Origin of the sequence: Hydrogenophaga sp. SL48 (assembly GCF_021729865.1) — a bacterium.
In the GTDB taxonomy this organism is placed as follows: Bacteria; Pseudomonadota; Gammaproteobacteria; order Burkholderiales; family Burkholderiaceae_C; genus Hydrogenophaga.
Window position 1 is genome coordinate 3682382 of record NZ_CP063400.1, and the last position, 15984, is coordinate 3698365.

The following is a 15984-nucleotide window of genomic DNA, read 5'->3' on the forward strand; positions in this document are numbered from 1 at the left end:
ACGCCCCATGACCGACCGCAACCTCGCGCTGTTTGAACGCGCCAAACAACTCATCCCTGGTGGCGTGAACTCGCCCGTGCGTGCGTTCCGTGCCGTGGGTGGCACGCCGCGTTTCGTGCAGCGAGCACAAGGCGCGTACTTCTGGGACGCCAACGGCCAGAAGTACATCGACTACATCGGTTCCTGGGGTCCGATGATCCTGGGCCACGGCCACCCGGCCGTGTTGGACGCGGTGCAGAAAGCCGTGCTCGAAGGCTTCTCCTACGGCGCACCGACCGAGCGCGAAGTGGAGCTGGCCGAAGAGATCATCAGGCTGGTGCCCAGCATCGACATGGTTCGGCTGGTGAGCTCGGGCACCGAAGCCGGCATGAGCACGATCCGCCTGGCGCGCGGCGCCACCGGCCGCAAGAAGATCATCAAGTTCGAAGGCTGCTACCACGGCCACGCCGACGCCCTGCTGGTGAAAGCCGGCTCGGGCCTGGCCACCTTCGGCAACCCCACCAGCGCGGGCGTGCCGCCCGAGGTGGTGCAGCACACCATCGTCCTCGAATACAACAACGTCGAACAACTCGAAGCCGCGTTTGTCGAGCATGGCGCCGATGTGGCCTGCCTGATCATCGAGCCGATCGCCGGCAACATGAACTTCGTGCGCGCCAGCGTGCCGTTCATGAAACGTTGCCGCGAGCTGTGCACGCAGCACGGCGCGCTGCTGGCGTTTGACGAAGTGATGACGGGCTTCCGCGTCGCGTTGGGCGGTGCGCAGAGCGTGTACGCGAAGCTCATCCCGGGCTTCGAACCCGACATGACCGTGATGGGCAAGGTCATCGGTGGCGGCATGCCGCTGGCCGCCTTCGGCGCCAAGCGCGCTGTGATGGAACAGCTCGCCCCGCTGGGCGGCGTTTACCAGGCCGGCACGCTGAGCGGCAACCCGGTGGCGACAGCCTGCGGTCTGGCCACGCTCAAAGAAATCCAGAAGCCGGGCTTCTATGAAGCGCTGTCGGCCACCACACAGTCGCTCGTGAGCGGACTGACCTCCGCCGCAGCGGCCGAAGGCGTGACGCTGTGTGGCGACAGCCAGGGCGGCATGTTCGGCTTCTTCCTGTTCGACGAACTGCCGCAGAACTACGCCAAGGTGATGACCACCGACGGCCCGCGCTTCAACACCCTGTTCCACGGCCTGCTGGACCGCGGTGTGTACATCGCGCCGGCGCTGTACGAAGCCGGGTTTGTGAGCGCGGCACACACGGCACAGGACATTGCCGACACCGTTTCGGCGGCGCGGGACGTGTTCAAGCTGCTGGGCAAGTAAACGCTCCTGCTTTGCGTCTCAACGGCCGGCTTTGTCCGGCCGCTTTGTTTGTATTCGTTGCGTTGCGCGTTGCTTGCACTTGCTGGCGAACCCACCTGTCAGCGGGACAGGGGGTTGGGGCAGTCCGGTCGCAGACTCCATTCGCGGTTGCCAAGGAGGGTGATCGCCCATCCGGCGTTCACGAAGCAACAGCAGCGGACCCGAACAGCCGCCCGCGAGGTGAGCCGGAGAACGGATGCCCCGACTCCCTGCCCTCCCACCGTGCTGGCGAGAAGCAGCACACACGCAAAAGCAGCGGGAGGAAAAAGAAAAGGGCTCCGAAGAGCCCTCACCCCAACCCGCTCCCAGAGGGAGATGGGGTCAGGCACTTCTCGCGAAGCGCCCGGTAGGTCCATCAATGCCGGAAGTGGCGCACGCCCGAATACACCATCACCACACCGCGCTCATCCGCCGCATCGATCACTTCCTGATCGCGCATCGAGCCACCGGGCTGAATGACGCAGGTCGCACCCGCGTCCACCACCACGTCCAGACCATCGCGGAACGGGAAGAAGGCGTCGCTCGCCACCGCAGTGCCCTGCAGCGTCAGGTTCGCGTGACCCGCCTTGATGCTGGCGATGCGGGCCGAATCGAGGCGGCTCATCTGGCCGGCGCCCACGCCCATGGTCATGCCGTCCTTGCAGAACACGATGGCGTTGCTCTTCACGAACTTCGCCACCTTCCAGGCGAACAGCAGGTCTTCCAGTTGCTGCTCGGTCGGCTGCAGCTTCGTGACCACCTTCAGGTCGGCGCGCTGCAGCACATGGTTGTCAGCGCTCTGCATCAGCAGGCCCGAGCCGATGCGTTTCACGTCGTTGAGGTTCAGGCCCTTGTCCCACGCGGTGGGGCCACCCGGCGGCAGTGTGATTTGAAGCACGCGCACATTGGCCTTGGCCTTGAAGACCTCCAGCGCTTCGGGCGTGTAGCCCGGCGCCATCAGCACCTCGACGAACTGCTTGCTGATGGCCTGGGCACCCGCGCCATCCAGCACGCGGTTCAGGGCGATGATGCCGCCGAAGGCGCTGGTCGGGTCGGTCTGGAAAGCCTTGCTGTAGGCCTCCAGCGCGTCCTTGCCCACCGCCACGCCGCAGGGGTTGGCGTGTTTCACGATCACGCAGGCGGGCAAGTCGAAACTCTTGACGCATTCCCAGGCCGCGTCGGCGTCGGCGATGTTGTTGTAGCTCAGCTCCTTGCCCTGCAGCTGCTTGGCCGTGACCAGCGAGCCGGGGGCTGGGTACAGATCGCGGTAGAAGGCGGCGGTCTGGTGCGGGTTCTCGCCGTAGCGCAGGTCCTGCAGCTTGACGAAGCGGCCGTTGGACTGGCCGGGGTACTCGGTGCGCTTCGGAACGCTGGCGCCTTCCTCGAACTGAATGGACGAGAGGTAGTCGCTGATGGCGCCGTCGTACTGGCTGATGCGGTTGAACGCGGCCACCGACAGGCCAAAGCGGGTTTTGTCGCTCAGCTTGCCGCTGGCTTTCAGTTCGTCAATCACGGCCGGGTACTGGGCCGCATCGGTCAGCACCGCCACGTCCTTCCAGTTCTTGGCGGCGCTGCGCACCATGGCCGGGCCGCCGATGTCGATGTTCTCGATCGCGTCTTCCAGCGTGCAGCCGGGCTTGGCCACGGTGGCTTCAAACGGGTAGAGGTTGACGATCAGGATGTCGATGGTGTCGATGCCGTGCGTCTTGAGCGCGGCCATGTGCTCGGGCACATCGCGGCGGGCCAGCAGGCCGCCGTGCACCTTGGGGTGCAGGGTCTTGACGCGGCCGTCCAGCATCTCGGGGAAGGCCGTGACCTCTGCCACCTCGGTCACGGTCAGACCCTTCTCGGCCAGCAGCTTGGCGGTGCCGCCGGTGGAGATCAGGGACACGCCGAGACCGTGCAGGGTCTGGGCCAGTTCGACGATGCCGGTCTTGTCGGAGACGGAGATGAGTGCGCGCATGGAAAGGGTTCTCGGGAAGGTTTTGAATACGGTTCGTGCAAAGGCGGCGGCTCAATCGATGAGCTTGTGCTCCAGCAGCTTCTTGCGCAGGGTGTTGCGGTTCAGGCCCAGCCATTGCGCGGCGCGCGACTGGTTGTTCTGCGACTGCTGCATCACGACTTCGAGCAAGGGCTTCTCGACCGCCTTGACCAGCATGTCGTGCAGGCCGGCGGGGTCGGTGCCGTCGAGGTCTTGAAAGTACGCTTCAAGGCTGGCACGCACACAGTCGTGCAGGTTGTTGTGGGAGCTCATGCGGCCAGTTTCCAGTTGTCTTCTCGGGTCATGGGGTGGTCGGGGCCGGTGGCGGCCCAGGCGTCAAAACTGTCGCGCACGCAGTCCAGCTGCGCCTGCGCGGTGGTGAGCGCGTTGATGCGGTTGCGGAACACCACCGCGGCGCCCGCGGGCAGGGGAAGCGCCTGCGCGTACCAGCCCAGGTGCTTGCGCGCGCTGCGCACGCCGGTGAACTCGCCGTACAGGTGGTAGTGGTCTTCCAGGTGATCGAGCAGCCAGGCTTTCACCTCCAGCAGGTCGGGCGGTGGCAGCACCTCGCCCGTGGCGAGGAAATGCGCGATCTCGCGGAAGATCCAGGGCCGGCCCTGGGCGGCGCGACCGATCATGATGGCGTCGGCGCCGGTGCGCTGCAGCACCTCGCGCGCCTGCTGCGGGCTGGTGATGTCGCCGTTGGCCACCACCGGGATCTTCACGCGGCTCTTGATGTGGGCCACGGTGTCGTGTTCGGCCAAGCCCTTGTAGCCCTGCTCGCGGGTGCGGCCGTGCACGGTGAGCATCTGCACGCCGGCGGATTCGGCCGCGAGCGCGATGGCCGGCGCGTTGCGAACGTCGGCGCACCAGCCGGTGCGCATCTTCAACGTGACCGGCACACCGTGCGGCGCGGCGGCGGCCACCACGGCCTCGACGATCTCGATGGCCAGCGCTTCGTCCTGCATCAGCGCGGAACCTGCCCACTTGTTGCAGACCTTCTTGGCCGGGCAGCCCATGTTGATGTCGATGATCTGCGCGCCGCGCTGGATGTTGTAGCGCGCGGCGTCGGCCATCATGGCCGCGTCGGTGCCGGCAATCTGCACCGCGATCGGACCCGGCTCACCGCTGTGGTCGGCGCGGCGCGAGGTCTTCAGGCTGTCCTGCAGGTCGGGCCGCGAAGTCACCATCTCGCTCACCGCGTAGCCCGCGCCCAGCCGCTTGCAGAGCTTGCGGAACGGCCGGTCCGTGACGCCCGCCATGGGCGCGACAAACAGGGCATTCGGCAGGGTGTACGGGCCCAGTTGCATGACGCGGGATGAATTCGGGTGGGGGGTGTGGCGGGGCCCCGCCCGTCGGCAAAGCCGTGGAAGGGGAGGGGCATTGTATCTGCCTCTTTTTTCAGCAGGCGATATGCTCTCGCCTCTTTCACCACACGCCCCTTCATGCCCGACTGGCTTGTTTCCCTGTTGCACTGGCTGGCCATGCCCGAAGCGGGTCTGGGCGCGCTGTTCGTGGTGTCGCTGCTGTCCGCCACCTTGTTGCCCGTGGGGTCCGAGGCGGCGCTGTTTGGCCTGCTCAAGCTCAACCCCGACCTGTTCTGGCCCGCCATCGCGGTGGCCACGGTGGGCAACACCCTGGGCGGCGCGGTGAGCTGGTTCATGGGGCTGGGCGCGCACCGGGTGGTCGACAAGGCGCGCCACCAACCCACCGAGCTGCACGCGCTGCGCTGGCTGCAGCGCTTCGGCCCCAAGGCCTGCCTGATGGCCTGGCTGCCCCTCATCGGCGACCCGCTGTGCGCGGTGGCGGGCTGGCTCAAGTTCCCGTTCTGGCCGTGTGTGGCCTACATGGCGGTGGGCAAGCTGCTGCGCTACCTGGTGCTCACGGTGCTGCTGCTCAAGGTGTTCCCGGGGGGACTCCCCGTCTGAATGCGCGGGCGGGTTCGCGCCGATACTGGCGGCCCCCCCTCATCCGCACCACCATGACCCCTCCCCGTTCCGGCGCCGCGCCGGCGCCCGCGCTGTGGGCCCTGATGATGGGCAACTTCGTCATCGGCACCGGCATCATGGCCGTGCCGGGCACGCTCAACGACATCAGCCGGTCGCTGGACGTGTCCATCCCGCAGGCCGGGCAGCTGATCACCGCCGGCGCCATCCTCATGGGACTCGGCGCGCCCGTGTTTGCCACCCTGGTCGCGGGCTGGGACCGCCGGCGCCTGCTCACGCTCTCGCTGCTCTGGTACGGGCTGCTCATGGGCCTGAGCGCCCTGGCACCCAGCTACGGCGCACTGCTGCCGCTGCGCGTGCTCGCGGTGATCTCGCCCGCCATCTTCACGCCCCAGGCGGCCGCCAGCGTGGGCCTGATGGTGCCGCCCGAGCGGCGTGGTCGCGCCATCACCTTTGTGTTCATGGGCTGGTCGGTGGCCTCGGTCATGGGCATGCCGCTGTCGGCGTGGATCGGCGGCGCGTTCGGCTGGCGCTGGGCGTTTGGCCTGGTGGCTGTGATGGCCGTGCTCAGCGCGGCCTGGGTCTGGCGCGCCATGCCCGACGGCATCCGGCCCGCCGCCCTGTCGCGCGACGCCTGGCGCCAGACCCTGGGTTCGGCACCGCTGATGCTGACCCTGGGCGTGACCCTGCTCTCGGGCTTCGGGCAGTTCATCCTGTTCGCCTATTTCGCGCCCTACCTGCAACAGACGCTGGCCACCAGCGCCACCACGCTCTCGCTGATGTTCCTGTGGTTCGGCGCTTTCGGCCTGGCGGGCAACGTGGGGCTCACGCGCTGGGTGGACCGCCTGGGCGCGCCGCGCGCGGTGCTGCTCACCCTGGGCCTGATGGCGCTGAGCCTGGCGCTCTGGCCACTGGGCCGCCACGGCCTCTGGGTGCAGGCGCTGGTGATGGTGCCCTGGGCGCTGGGCTGCTTCGCCGCCAACTCGGCCCAGCAGGCGCGACTGGTGCACCTCTCACCGGTGCTCGCGCCCGCCACCGTGGCGCTCAACACCTCGGCCATCTACGCCGGTCAGGGCCTGGGGGCGGCGGTCGGCGGGTTGCTGATCGCGCAGGGTCAGATGCTCAACCTGAACGTCGTGGGCCTCGCGCTCATGGTGGCCGCCATGGCGCTGAGCTGGCAGGCCGCGCGGGTTAAGAAGCGTTCGCCGTCCGGCACAGCCGGGCCGCCAGCCGCCTAAAGCCATCACTTCAGCCCGCCTGACGGCAATCCACAAAAGCCTTTGGAGCCAGCATCTCGGTGGGCAAGAGATCGAAGTAACGCCGGATCGCCCGGGAGGCGTGCGAGGCATCGTAGAACCCCCCGGCGCCGACCAGCTCGGTGGCGCTGTGCGCCTGGCCGCGCTGCTGTGCCTCGCAGGCGCCGACGGCCACCTGATAGAGCCGGACCCACGACTGGTAGCTCGACAGCGTCATGCCCACCTGCTGGCGGAACAGCTTGCGCACGTGTTCGGCCGAAAGCCCCAGTTCTGCGGCCACGGCGGCGGGGTCCGCACGCCCCTCAACCCGCACATGCAGGCGCTCACGCAAACCGGTCAACCGGGCATCCAGCTGAGCTGCCCCCGACTGCGCCTGCACCTCGGCCAGCACCGCTCCCACACAGCGCCCGACCTGGGCGGCAGGCACTCCGCCGGTGCACAGCGCCGGCAGATCCATGCCGTGGCGACCCATCAGATCGGCATCGGGCCAGGGCGCCACGCCGGCCAACGCTCGCCGTTGCAAGCCGGCGCCCGCAGCGGACAGAGGATCGGCATACAGAAAGGCCATCGCACTGGGCCGGGTCTTGCCACTCCAGGCACCGCCCGCATGCATGAACACCGGTGCACGGACCTCGCTGCCGTCGCGCAGCGTGAGCGTGGCCGACCTCGGCCCGGAACCCCACACCAGCGCGGGCGCGACGTTCTGGGACAGGTTGAAGCGCAGCTCGGGGTCGGCGTACATCAGCCAGTCATGGCCCAGGTAAACCACTCCGGCAATGGCGTGTCCTTCCGGCATCGGTGATTACCCGCGGTTCCCCGGGGCGTACAAGACGCCGGGACCCCCGATTCCTAGCATGGGCCACGCCCGTCGCACCGTGGCAACAGCCCGGGCCGTCCCGGCCGCGCGAGCGATCCCCACTTTGCAAGGAAGACGATGATGAAACATTCATTCAGCATAAACCCGGTGGCGCCTCAAGGGCGCCGCGTCCTGACCCTGACCAGCCTGCTGCTGGCAGCCTGCGGGGGCGGCGACGACGCGCCACCACCACCGGCGTCGCGTCCACTGGCCCAGTCGTGTGCGTCGTATGTGCCCAGCAAGCTGCCGGTCAACGCCCGCTTCGAGCGCACCGAACTGCGGAAAGCCCAGACCGTGAACGAATCGCACTACGGCACCGGCGAGGCCATCACCCTGCCCAGAGCCTGCATCGTGCGCGGCACCATCGTGTCCGGCCCCGGCTCCACCATCCACTGGGCCGTGGAGCTGCCGGAAGGCAAGGACTGGAACGGCAAGACCATGACGCTGGGCGGCGGTGGTTTCGACGGCTTCATTCCCACGGACGACCCCTGGCACGTGAAGTACGTACAGGGTGACGCGGCGCTGCCGTTCGTGCGCATCAGCTCCGACTCGGGCCACCAGACGGAAGACTTCGCCTGGGGCACAGACCCGGTGGCCCTGCAGAACCACGCCCAGGAAGCCAACCACCTGGCGCTGCAGGTGGGCACGCACATCGCCACCCAGTTCTACGGCAAGGCCCCCAAACGGCGCTACATGGTGGGCCACTCCAACGGCGGCCGCTCGGGCCTGATCGCCGCCGACCGCTACCCCAACGACTACGACGGCGTGCTGGCCATGGCCCCCGCCATCAGCCAGCAGGCCCATCAGGTCAACATGGGTGACTTCAACCGCTGGATCTACGGCCGCCACCCGGACGGTAGCGTGAACGCCGGCGTGCCCGCGCAGGCGAACTGGATCAGCCCCGCCAAGTCGGCCCTGTACGCGGCCGCCGAGATCGCGGCCTGCGACACGCTGGACGGACTGGCCGACGGCATCATCGGCAACGTCGAGGCCTGCACCTACGTGCCCACCAACCTGCAATGCGCGGACGACGTGGCTGGCATCCAGGACGACAGCTGCCTGACCACGGGCCAGATCGAGGCCATCCGCCTGAACTACGCCGACAAGAGCGTGCCCCTGACCCTGGCCAACGGCATGACCGGCTACGAGCGCTACGGTCGCGGCGGCGCCGCCACCGGCGACTGGCAGGTCTACGCCTTTGGTTTCGAGTACGCCGGCGGATTCCTGAGCAAGGGCTTCAGCTACATCGCCCCCACATCGGTCATCCAGGCACTCACAGGCTCAGCAACAGCCGACGCCATGAACCACGACCCGCTGAGCATGAGCACAAAGTGGCAGGCGCTATCCCGCACCATGGAGCCCTCGACCGACCTGGGACGCTTCGCCCAGCGCGGCAAACTGCTGGTCTGGTACGGCCTGGCCGACACCTGCGTCTCGGTGTACCGCACCGCGGCCTATCTGGACCGGGTGCGCCAGAGCAGCGGGAGCGCCAAGTTCGACCGCTTCGCGCGTTTTGTCACTTCGCCGGGGGTGGGGCACGACCTGACAGGGCCGGGAGCGGCCAAGGCCGACCTGATCACCGCCCTGGTGGAATGGGTGGAAAAAGGCGTCGCCCCTGACCATCTGGTGGCCACCGGCTCATCCGACGCCGGCATGTTCGAGCGCCCGCTGTGTCCTTTCCCCAGCTTTCCGAAATACCGGGGCAGCGGCGACACCGCCCAGGCCAGCAGCTTCATCTGTGCGGTGGACTGAGCCGGCGGCAGAGCATGCGCACCGCGCTACACCCGGCACAAGGCGAGCCGTGCGTCAGAACCGTTCGTAGGGCAGCAGGTAACGCCACTCGCCCACCGGCAGGCCGGCCAGCGAGATGCGGCCCAGCCGCAGGCGACGCAAAGCGGTGAGCTGCAGGCCGGCGCGCTCGCACAGGTGCGCCACCTGCCCGGGCCGGTTGCCCTTGATCGCCAGGCGCAGGCGCAGTTCGCTCTGCCAGCTGGCGCGCGCCGAAGGCACGGCCCAGCCGTCAAAGAACAGCGCCTTGCCCAGCGAGCGCAGCACCGCCTCGCGACGGGCGTCGTCTTCCAGATCGGGATCGGCCGCCACCTCGGCCAGCCACTCGTGCTCCAGCTGCGCCGCGTCGTCGGTCATCTTGCGCGCCACGCCCGGGTTCTGCGTGAACACCATCAGGCCGCTGGCCTTGGTGCCCAGCGGTGCCACCGGCAGCAGCTTGTGCAGGTGCGCCTTGAGCGGGCGCACGCCCGAGCGGTCGCCCTTGAAGCGGTTGGCGTGGGTGAACCACTTGGCGGCGAGTGCGTCGGGCAGCAGCGGCTCGTCGGGCAGCACCCGGGTGGCCGGCTTGTGCCAGATCAGCGTCATCGACTCCAGCGGTTCCAGCTTGGCCTTGGGGTCCAGCACCACGGTCTGGTGGTCGCTGACGCGCTCCATCGGCTCTTCGACCACCCGGCCATCCACGCGCACCCAGCCCCCGGCGATGTAGTTCTCGGCGTCGCTGCGCGAACAGGGCAGCTGGGCCGCCAGGCGTTTGGCCAGGCGTTGGGGTTCGGGCCGGCCGGTGTCGGACATGGCGACGCTCAGGAAGAAAAGAGGAAGTTCATCACGTCGCCGTCCTTGACGACGTATTCCTTGCCTTCGGCGCGCATCTTGCCGGCGTCTTTGGCGCCCTGCTCGCCCTTGAACTGGATGAAGTCGTCGAAGGCGATGGTCTGGGCGCGGATGTAGCCCTTCTCGAAATCGGTGTGGATCACGCCGGCCGCCTGCGGGCCGGTGTCGCCCACGTGGATGGTCCAGGCGCGCACCTCTTTCACCCCGGCGGTGAAGTAGGTCTGCAAGCCCAGCAGCTTGTAGGCGGCGCGGATCAGGCGGTTCAGGCCCGGTTCGGTCTGGCCCAGTTCCTGCAGGAATTCGAGCCGGTCGGCGTCGTCCATCTCGGAGAGTTCGGCCTCGATCTTGGCGCAGATGGCCACCACGGGCGCGTTCTGTTTGGCGGCAAATTCTTTCAATCGGTCCAGCAGCGGGTTGTTCTCGAAACCGTCTTCCGACACGTTGGCCACGAACATCGCGGGCTTGGCGGTGATCAGGAAAAACTGCTTGAGCAGCGGCAGCTCTTCCTTGCTGAAGTCGATGCTGCGCACCGGCTGGGTGTCGTTGAGCGCGGCCTGGCATTTCTCCAGGATCGCCACCAGCTTGATCGACTCCTTGTCGCCCGAACGCGCGGTCTTCTGCACGCGGTGCAAGGCCTTCTCCACCGCGGCCAGGTCGGCCAGGCAGAGCTCGGTGAGGATGACCTCGATGTCGGCGATCGGGTCGACCTTGTTGGCGACGTGGATCACGTTCGGGTCTTCGAAACAGCGCACCACGTTGACGATGGCGTCGGTCTCGCGGATGTGGGCCAGGAACTTGTTGCCCAGGCCTTCACCGGTGCTGGCACCGGCCACCAGGCCGGCGATGTCCACGAACTCCACGATGGCGGGCACGACGCGCTCGGGCTTGACGATCTCCGACAGCTGGGCCAGGCGCGGATCGGGCACCTCCACCACACCGGTGTTGGGCTCAATGGTGCAGAAGGGGTAGTTTTCAGCCGCGATGCCGGCTTTGGTGAGGGCGTTGAAAAGGGTGGACTTGCCGACGTTGGGCAGGCCCACGATGCCGCATTGGAGACTCATGGTTTACCTCGAAAATCAACCCGAAAGTGTATGCGATGCCCCGCCTTGCGGTAGGCTTTGCCCGGTCCGGCAGCTCCCGGATGCGCACGGAGACACAAACCATGGAAGTCCAGACAGCCGGCACCTCGCCCCTGTACCTGTTCGAAAAGTTCGAGGTCGGCGTGATCCATCTGGACGCCGGGCGCAACGTGGTGGCGATGAACGATTTCGCCCGCAAGGTGCTGCCGGTGGGTGACAAGCAGCCGTTCGACAAACTGGTCACCTCGTTCCACCCGGAGCGCTCCAAGCCCAAGGTGAACTTCCTGCTGGACCAGGCCGCGGGTTGTCCCATGGTCAGCTCCACGCCCATGACCATGATCATCAACATCCCCGAACAGGTGCTGCTGATCAAGGTCACCCGGCTGGGCGACCACCTCGGCGCCACGACCGGCTTCGTGCTGGTGTTCTACGACGTGACCCAGGTGGTGAGCCAGGAAGCCCCGGCCACCGCCGAGCTGCCCGCGCCCGCGAACCTGCGGCTGCACCGCATTCCCATGGTGGCCAACCACAAGGTGTCCTTCGTGGACACCGCCGACGTGCTGAGCCTGGAGTCGCAGGCCCACTACACCCGGGTGCTCACACGCGAGGGCTTTCATTTCTGCAACCTCAGCATCGGCGACCTGGAGGCCCGGCTCGACCCGGCGCTTTTCATGCGGGTGCACCGCTGCTTCATCGTCAACCTGCACGCCGTGGCCGAGCTCGGGCGCGAAGGCAGCAAGACCCATGTGGTGCTGAAAGGCAAACACCGGGAGCCGGTGCCGGTGGCGCGCGGCGACGTGGGGCGGCTGCGCGAAGCCCTGGGTTTGCTCGCCAAGCACTGATTTCGGGGTGATTTCAAGGCTAGGGACATTCCCGGATTGCCAGACGGCGCGCGCTTGATCTGAGCATTTCGTGCACCGGCACGCGCAGTTCGTGCAGAAATCCGGGCGTTTGATGGGCCCCCGGGCCCAAGACCCGACGATGGCGTCGGAATCAGGGTCTCCCCCAGACTGGGTCGTCGTTGACAAATGTCAATCGCGCCACCCCATCCAGAGGAGACAAGCATGATTCCACCGCGTTTCGAGTACCACGCGCCGACCTCCGTCGGCGAGGCCGTGGCCCTGCTGGGCCAGCTCGGCTCCGAGGCCAAGCTGCTGGCCGGCGGCCACAGCCTGCTGCCCATGATGAAGCTGCGTTTTGCCGAGCCGGCGCACCTGATCGACATCAACCGCATCCCCGAGCTGCGCGGCATCCGGGAAGCCGGCAACACCGTGGTGATCGGCGCGATGACGACCGAGAACGAGCTGATCAACTCGCCGGTGGTTCAGGCGAAGCTGCCGCTGCTGGCCGAGGCCGCGAAGCTGATCGCCGACCCGCAGGTGCGCAACCGCGGCACCATCGGCGGCGACATCGCCCACGGCGACCCGGGCAACGACCACCCGGCGCTCTCCATCGCCATCGAAGCCTCCTTCGTGCTCGAAGGCCCGAATGGCCGCCGCACCGTGGCCGCCGACGGCTTCTTCCTCGGCACCTACATGACGCTGCTGGACGAGAACGAGGTGATGGTCGAGATCCACGCCCCGGCGTTCGCACAGGGCACCGGCTGGGCCTACGAAAAACTCAAGCGCAAGACCGGTGACTGGGCCACGGCCGGCTGCGCGGTGGTCATGCGCAAGAGCGGCAACACGGTGAGCCATGTGCGCGTCGCGCTGACCAACGTGGCGCCCACCGCCCTGCGCGTGGAAGCCGCCGAAGCCGCGCTGCTCGGCCAGGCCTTCACGCCCGCCGCCGTGCAGGCCGCCGCCGACGCGGCCATCGCCCTCTGCGAACCCGCCGAAGACCTGCGCGGCGACATTGAATACAAGACCGCCATGGCCGGCGAGATGGTCAAGCGGGCCCTGGCCAAGGCCTGGGCCCGCTGCGTTTAAACACAGGAGACACCCATGGCCAAAAAACTCATCACCGTCCACGTCAACGGCAAGGCGCAGGAAAAAGCGGTCGAGCCGCGCACCCTGCTGATCCACTTCCTGCGCGAAGACCTCAACCTCACCGGCGCCCACATCGGCTGCGAAACCAGCCACTGCGGCGCCTGCACGGTGGACATCGACGGCCAGTCCGTCAAGAGCTGCACGCACCTGGCGGTGCAGTGCGACGGCGCCGAGGTGCTGACCGTCGAAGGCCTCGCCAGCAAGGGCGTGCTGCACGCGGTGCAGGAAGGTTTCTACAAGGAGCACGGCCTGCAGTGCGGCTTCTGCACCCCCGGCATGCTGATGCGCGCCTACCGCTTCCTGCAGGAGAACCCCAACCCGAGCGAAGAAGAGATCCGCCACGGCATGGCCGGCAACCTGTGCCGCTGCACGGGCTACCAGAACATCGTCAAGGCGGTGCAATACGCCGCCAAGAAGCTGCAAGAACCCGTCACGGCCTGATCAGGAGAACACCACATGAACGCACCGGTCAACACCGTCGAAGCCCGTGAAATCGCCCTCGCGGGCATGGGCGTCTCGCGCCTGCGCAAGGAAGACGCCCGATTCATCCAGGGCAAGGGCAACTACGTCGACGACATCAAGATGCCCGGCATGCTGCACATGGACATCGTGCGCTCGCCGATCGCCCACGGCCGCATCGTCAGGATCAACAAAGAGAAAGCCCTGGCGATCCCCGGCGTGCACGCCGTGCTCACCGCCGACGACCTGAAGCCGCTCAAGCTGCACTGGATGCCCACGCTCGCGGGCGACGTGGCCGCCGTGCTGGCCGATGAAAAGGTGCACTTCCAGATGCAGGAAGTGGCCATCGTGATCGCCGACGACCGCTACATCGCCGCCGACGCGGTGGAGGCCGTGGAGGTGGAATACGACGAACTGCCGGTGGTGCTCGACCCCTACGCCGCCCTGCTGCCCGACGCGCCGGTGCTGCGCGAGGACCTGGCCGGCAAGACCAGCGGCGCGCACGGCCCGCGCGAGCACCACAACCACATCTTCACCTGGGACGCGGGCGACAAGGCCGCGGCCGATGCCGCGTTCGACAACGCCGCAGTGAAGGTTTCTCAGCACATGCACTACCCGCGCGTGCACCCCTGCCCGCTGGAGACCTGCGGCTGCGTGGCCAGCTTCGACCCGATCAAGGGCGAGCTCACCACCTACATCACCTCGCAGGCGCCGCACGTGGTGCGCACGGTCGTCTCCATGCTCTCGGGCATCCCTGAATCGAAGGTGCGCATCGTCAGCCCCGACATCGGCGGCGGCTTCGGCAACAAGGTCGGCATCTACCCCGGCTACGTGTGCGCCATCGTCTCCAGCATCGTGCTGGGGCGCCCGGTGAAGTGGGTCGAGGACCGCATCGAAAACATCTCGTCCACCGCCTTTGCGCGGGACTACCACATGGACGGCGAGATCGCCGCCACCGCCGACGGCAAGATCACCGGCCTGCGCGTGAACGTGGTGGCCGACCACGGCGCGTTCGACGCCTGCGCCGACCCGACCAAGTTCCCGGCTGGCCTGTTCCACATCGTCTCGGGCAGCTACGACATCCCGGCCGCGCACTGCTCGGTCAAAGGCGTCTACACCAACAAGGCGCCCGGTGGCGTGGCCTACCGCTGCAGCTTCCGCGTGACCGAGGCGGTCTACCTGATCGAGCGCATGGTGGACGTGCTGGCGCAGAAGCTGAACATGGACAAGGCCGAAATCCGCGCCAAGAACTTCATCAAGAAGGAACAGTTCCCCTACCGCAGCGCCTTCGGTTTTGACTACGACAGCGGTGACTACCAGACCGCGCTCGACAAGGTGCTGCACGCCGTGGACTACAAGGGCTTGCGCGCCGAGCAGGCCGCGAAGCGCGCCGACCCCAACAGCCCCACCCTGATGGGCATCGGCCTCGTGACCTTCACCGAGGTCGTGGGCGCCGGCCCGAGCAAGATGTGCGACATCCTGGGCGTGGGCATGTTCGACAGTTGCGAGATCCGCATCCACCCCACCGGCTCGGCCATCGCGCGCATGGGCACCATCACGCAGGGCCAGGGCCACCAGACCACCTACGCGCAGATCATCGCCACCGAGCTGGGCATTCCGTCGGAGGTGATCCAGGTCGAAGAAGGCGACACCAGCACCGCGCCCTACGGCCTGGGCACCTACGGCTCGCGCTCCACACCGGTGGCCGGTGCGGCCATCGCGCTGGCCGCGCGCAAGATCCACGCGAAGGCGCGCAAGATCGCGGCCCACATGCTCGAAGTCAACGAGAACGACCTCGACTGGGAAGTGGACCGCTTCAAGGTCAAGGGCGACGACGCCAAGTTCAAGACCATGGCCGAGGTGGCCTGGCAGGCCTACCACCAGCCGCCCGAAGGCCTGGAGCCGGGCCTGGAAGCGGTGCATTACTACGACCCGCCGAACTTCACCTTCCCCTTCGGTATCTACCTCTGCGTGGTCGACATCGACCGCGCCACCGGCGAGACCAAGGTCCGCCGCTTCTACGCACTCGACGACTGCGGCACCCGCATCAACCCCATGATCATCGAAGGCCAGATCCACGGTGGCCTGACCGAAGGTTTCGCGGTGGCCATGGGCCAGCAGATGCCGTTCGACGCGCAGGGCAACCTGCTCGGCAACACGCTGATGGACTACTTCCTGCCCACCTTCGTGGAAACGCCGCACTGGGAGACCGACCACACCGTGACGCCGAGCCCCCACCACCCGCTCGGCGCCAAGGGCGTGGCCGAGTCGCCGCACGTGGGCTCGATCCCCACCTTCACCTCGGCCATCGTGGACGCGTTTTCGCACCAGGGCATGACGCACATGGACATGCCGCACAGCGCGTTCCGCGTCTGGAAAGAACTCAAGGCCCGTGGAATGAACTTGTGAACCACCCCCGCCGCGCTGCGCGCGACCCCCTCAAGGGGGCGGCGCTGGCGGCCAGGCAAAGCCC

The 15984-nt window shown here is 67.4% G+C and carries 14 protein-coding genes; 8 read left to right on the forward strand and 6 right to left on the reverse strand.

Going from position 1 to position 15984, the window contains the following annotated elements:
* The first annotated feature begins 7 nt into the window (after positions 1 to 7).
* Positions 8 to 1309 (forward strand): glutamate-1-semialdehyde 2,1-aminomutase, encoded by a 1302-nt coding sequence (gene hemL, locus IM738_RS17450; protein WP_236962321.1) that lies wholly within the window; start codon positions 8 to 10, stop codon positions 1307 to 1309.
* A 394-nt stretch (positions 1310 to 1703) separates the two neighbouring features.
* Here hemL and purH read toward each other — a convergent pair whose 3' ends face one another.
* From purH to dusB, 3 genes are read right to left on the reverse strand one after another with little or no spacing between them, the layout of a single operon-like run.
* Positions 1704 to 3290, reverse strand: a complete 1587-nt coding sequence (purH, locus tag IM738_RS17455; protein WP_236962322.1) for a bifunctional phosphoribosylaminoimidazolecarboxamide formyltransferase/IMP cyclohydrolase — start codon at positions 3288 to 3290, stop codon at positions 1704 to 1706.
* 51 nt (positions 3291 to 3341) lie between these two features.
* Positions 3342 to 3581: a helix-turn-helix domain-containing protein gene (locus tag IM738_RS17460; protein ID WP_077334170.1), complete on the reverse strand. Its 240-nt coding sequence runs from the start codon at positions 3579 to 3581 to the stop codon at positions 3342 to 3344.
* Entirely contained in the window at positions 3578 to 4618 is a 1041-nt protein-coding gene (gene dusB / locus IM738_RS17465) for a tRNA dihydrouridine synthase DusB (protein WP_236962323.1), read from the reverse strand. The genes IM738_RS17460 and dusB overlap by 4 nt, the downstream gene beginning before the upstream one ends.
* 135 nt (positions 4619 to 4753) lie before the next feature.
* Here dusB and IM738_RS17470 point away from each other — a divergent pair, with 135 nt between their 5' ends.
* Both IM738_RS17470 and IM738_RS17475 read left to right on the forward strand, forming a co-directional pair.
* Positions 4754 to 5236: a YqaA family protein gene (locus IM738_RS17470; protein WP_236962324.1), complete on the forward strand. Its 483-nt coding sequence runs from the start codon at positions 4754 to 4756 to the stop codon at positions 5234 to 5236.
* 53 nt (positions 5237 to 5289) lie between these two features.
* The gene (locus IM738_RS17475; protein WP_236962325.1) at positions 5290 to 6492 is read left to right on the forward strand and encodes an MFS transporter; all 1203 of its coding nucleotides are present in this window, start codon (positions 5290 to 5292) and stop codon (positions 6490 to 6492) included.
* A gap of 10 nt (positions 6493 to 6502) precedes the next feature.
* On the opposite strand, the gene IM738_RS17480 is transcribed toward IM738_RS17475, so the two are convergent.
* Complete coding sequence (locus tag IM738_RS17480; RefSeq protein ID WP_236962326.1) at positions 6503 to 7306, reverse strand: helix-turn-helix domain-containing protein; 804 nt, start codon at positions 7304 to 7306, stop codon at positions 6503 to 6505.
* 141 nt (positions 7307 to 7447) lie between these two features.
* On the opposite strand from IM738_RS17480, the gene IM738_RS17485 reads away from it, so the two are divergent.
* Positions 7448 to 9118: a tannase/feruloyl esterase family alpha/beta hydrolase gene (locus tag IM738_RS17485; protein ID WP_236962327.1), complete on the forward strand. Its 1671-nt coding sequence runs from the start codon at positions 7448 to 7450 to the stop codon at positions 9116 to 9118.
* A gap of 54 nt (positions 9119 to 9172) precedes the next feature.
* On the opposite strand, the gene IM738_RS17490 is transcribed toward IM738_RS17485, so the two are convergent.
* Positions 9173 to 9946, reverse strand: coding sequence for an RNA pseudouridine synthase (locus IM738_RS17490; protein ID WP_236962328.1), 774 nt, complete (start codon positions 9944 to 9946; stop codon positions 9173 to 9175).
* Between the two features lie 8 nt (positions 9947 to 9954).
* On the reverse strand, positions 9955 to 11046 hold the full coding sequence (gene ychF, locus IM738_RS17495; protein ID WP_236962329.1) for a redox-regulated ATPase YchF: 1092 nt from the start codon (positions 11044 to 11046) through the stop codon (positions 9955 to 9957).
* Between the two features lie 101 nt (positions 11047 to 11147).
* Here ychF and IM738_RS17500 point away from each other — a divergent pair, with 101 nt between their 5' ends.
* The 4 genes from IM738_RS17500 (at position 11148) to IM738_RS17515 (ending at position 15920) form a co-directional block, all read left to right on the forward strand.
* Positions 11148 to 11906: a LytTR family transcriptional regulator gene (locus tag IM738_RS17500; protein ID WP_236962330.1), complete on the forward strand. Its 759-nt coding sequence runs from the start codon at positions 11148 to 11150 to the stop codon at positions 11904 to 11906.
* A gap of 222 nt (positions 11907 to 12128) precedes the next feature.
* The gene (locus IM738_RS17505; protein WP_236962331.1) at positions 12129 to 12992 is read left to right on the forward strand and encodes an FAD binding domain-containing protein; all 864 of its coding nucleotides are present in this window, start codon (positions 12129 to 12131) and stop codon (positions 12990 to 12992) included.
* Positions 12993 to 13007: 15 nt separating this feature from the next.
* Positions 13008 to 13493 carry a (2Fe-2S)-binding protein gene (locus tag IM738_RS17510; protein ID WP_236962332.1) on the forward strand — a complete coding sequence of 162 codons (486 nt, stop codon included), beginning with the start codon at positions 13008 to 13010 and terminating at the stop codon, positions 13491 to 13493.
* A 15-nt stretch (positions 13494 to 13508) separates the two neighbouring features.
* Complete coding sequence (locus IM738_RS17515) at positions 13509 to 15920, forward strand: aerobic carbon-monoxide dehydrogenase large subunit (protein WP_236962333.1); 2412 nt, start codon at positions 13509 to 13511, stop codon at positions 15918 to 15920.
* Positions 15921 to 15984: the final 64 nt, after the last annotated feature.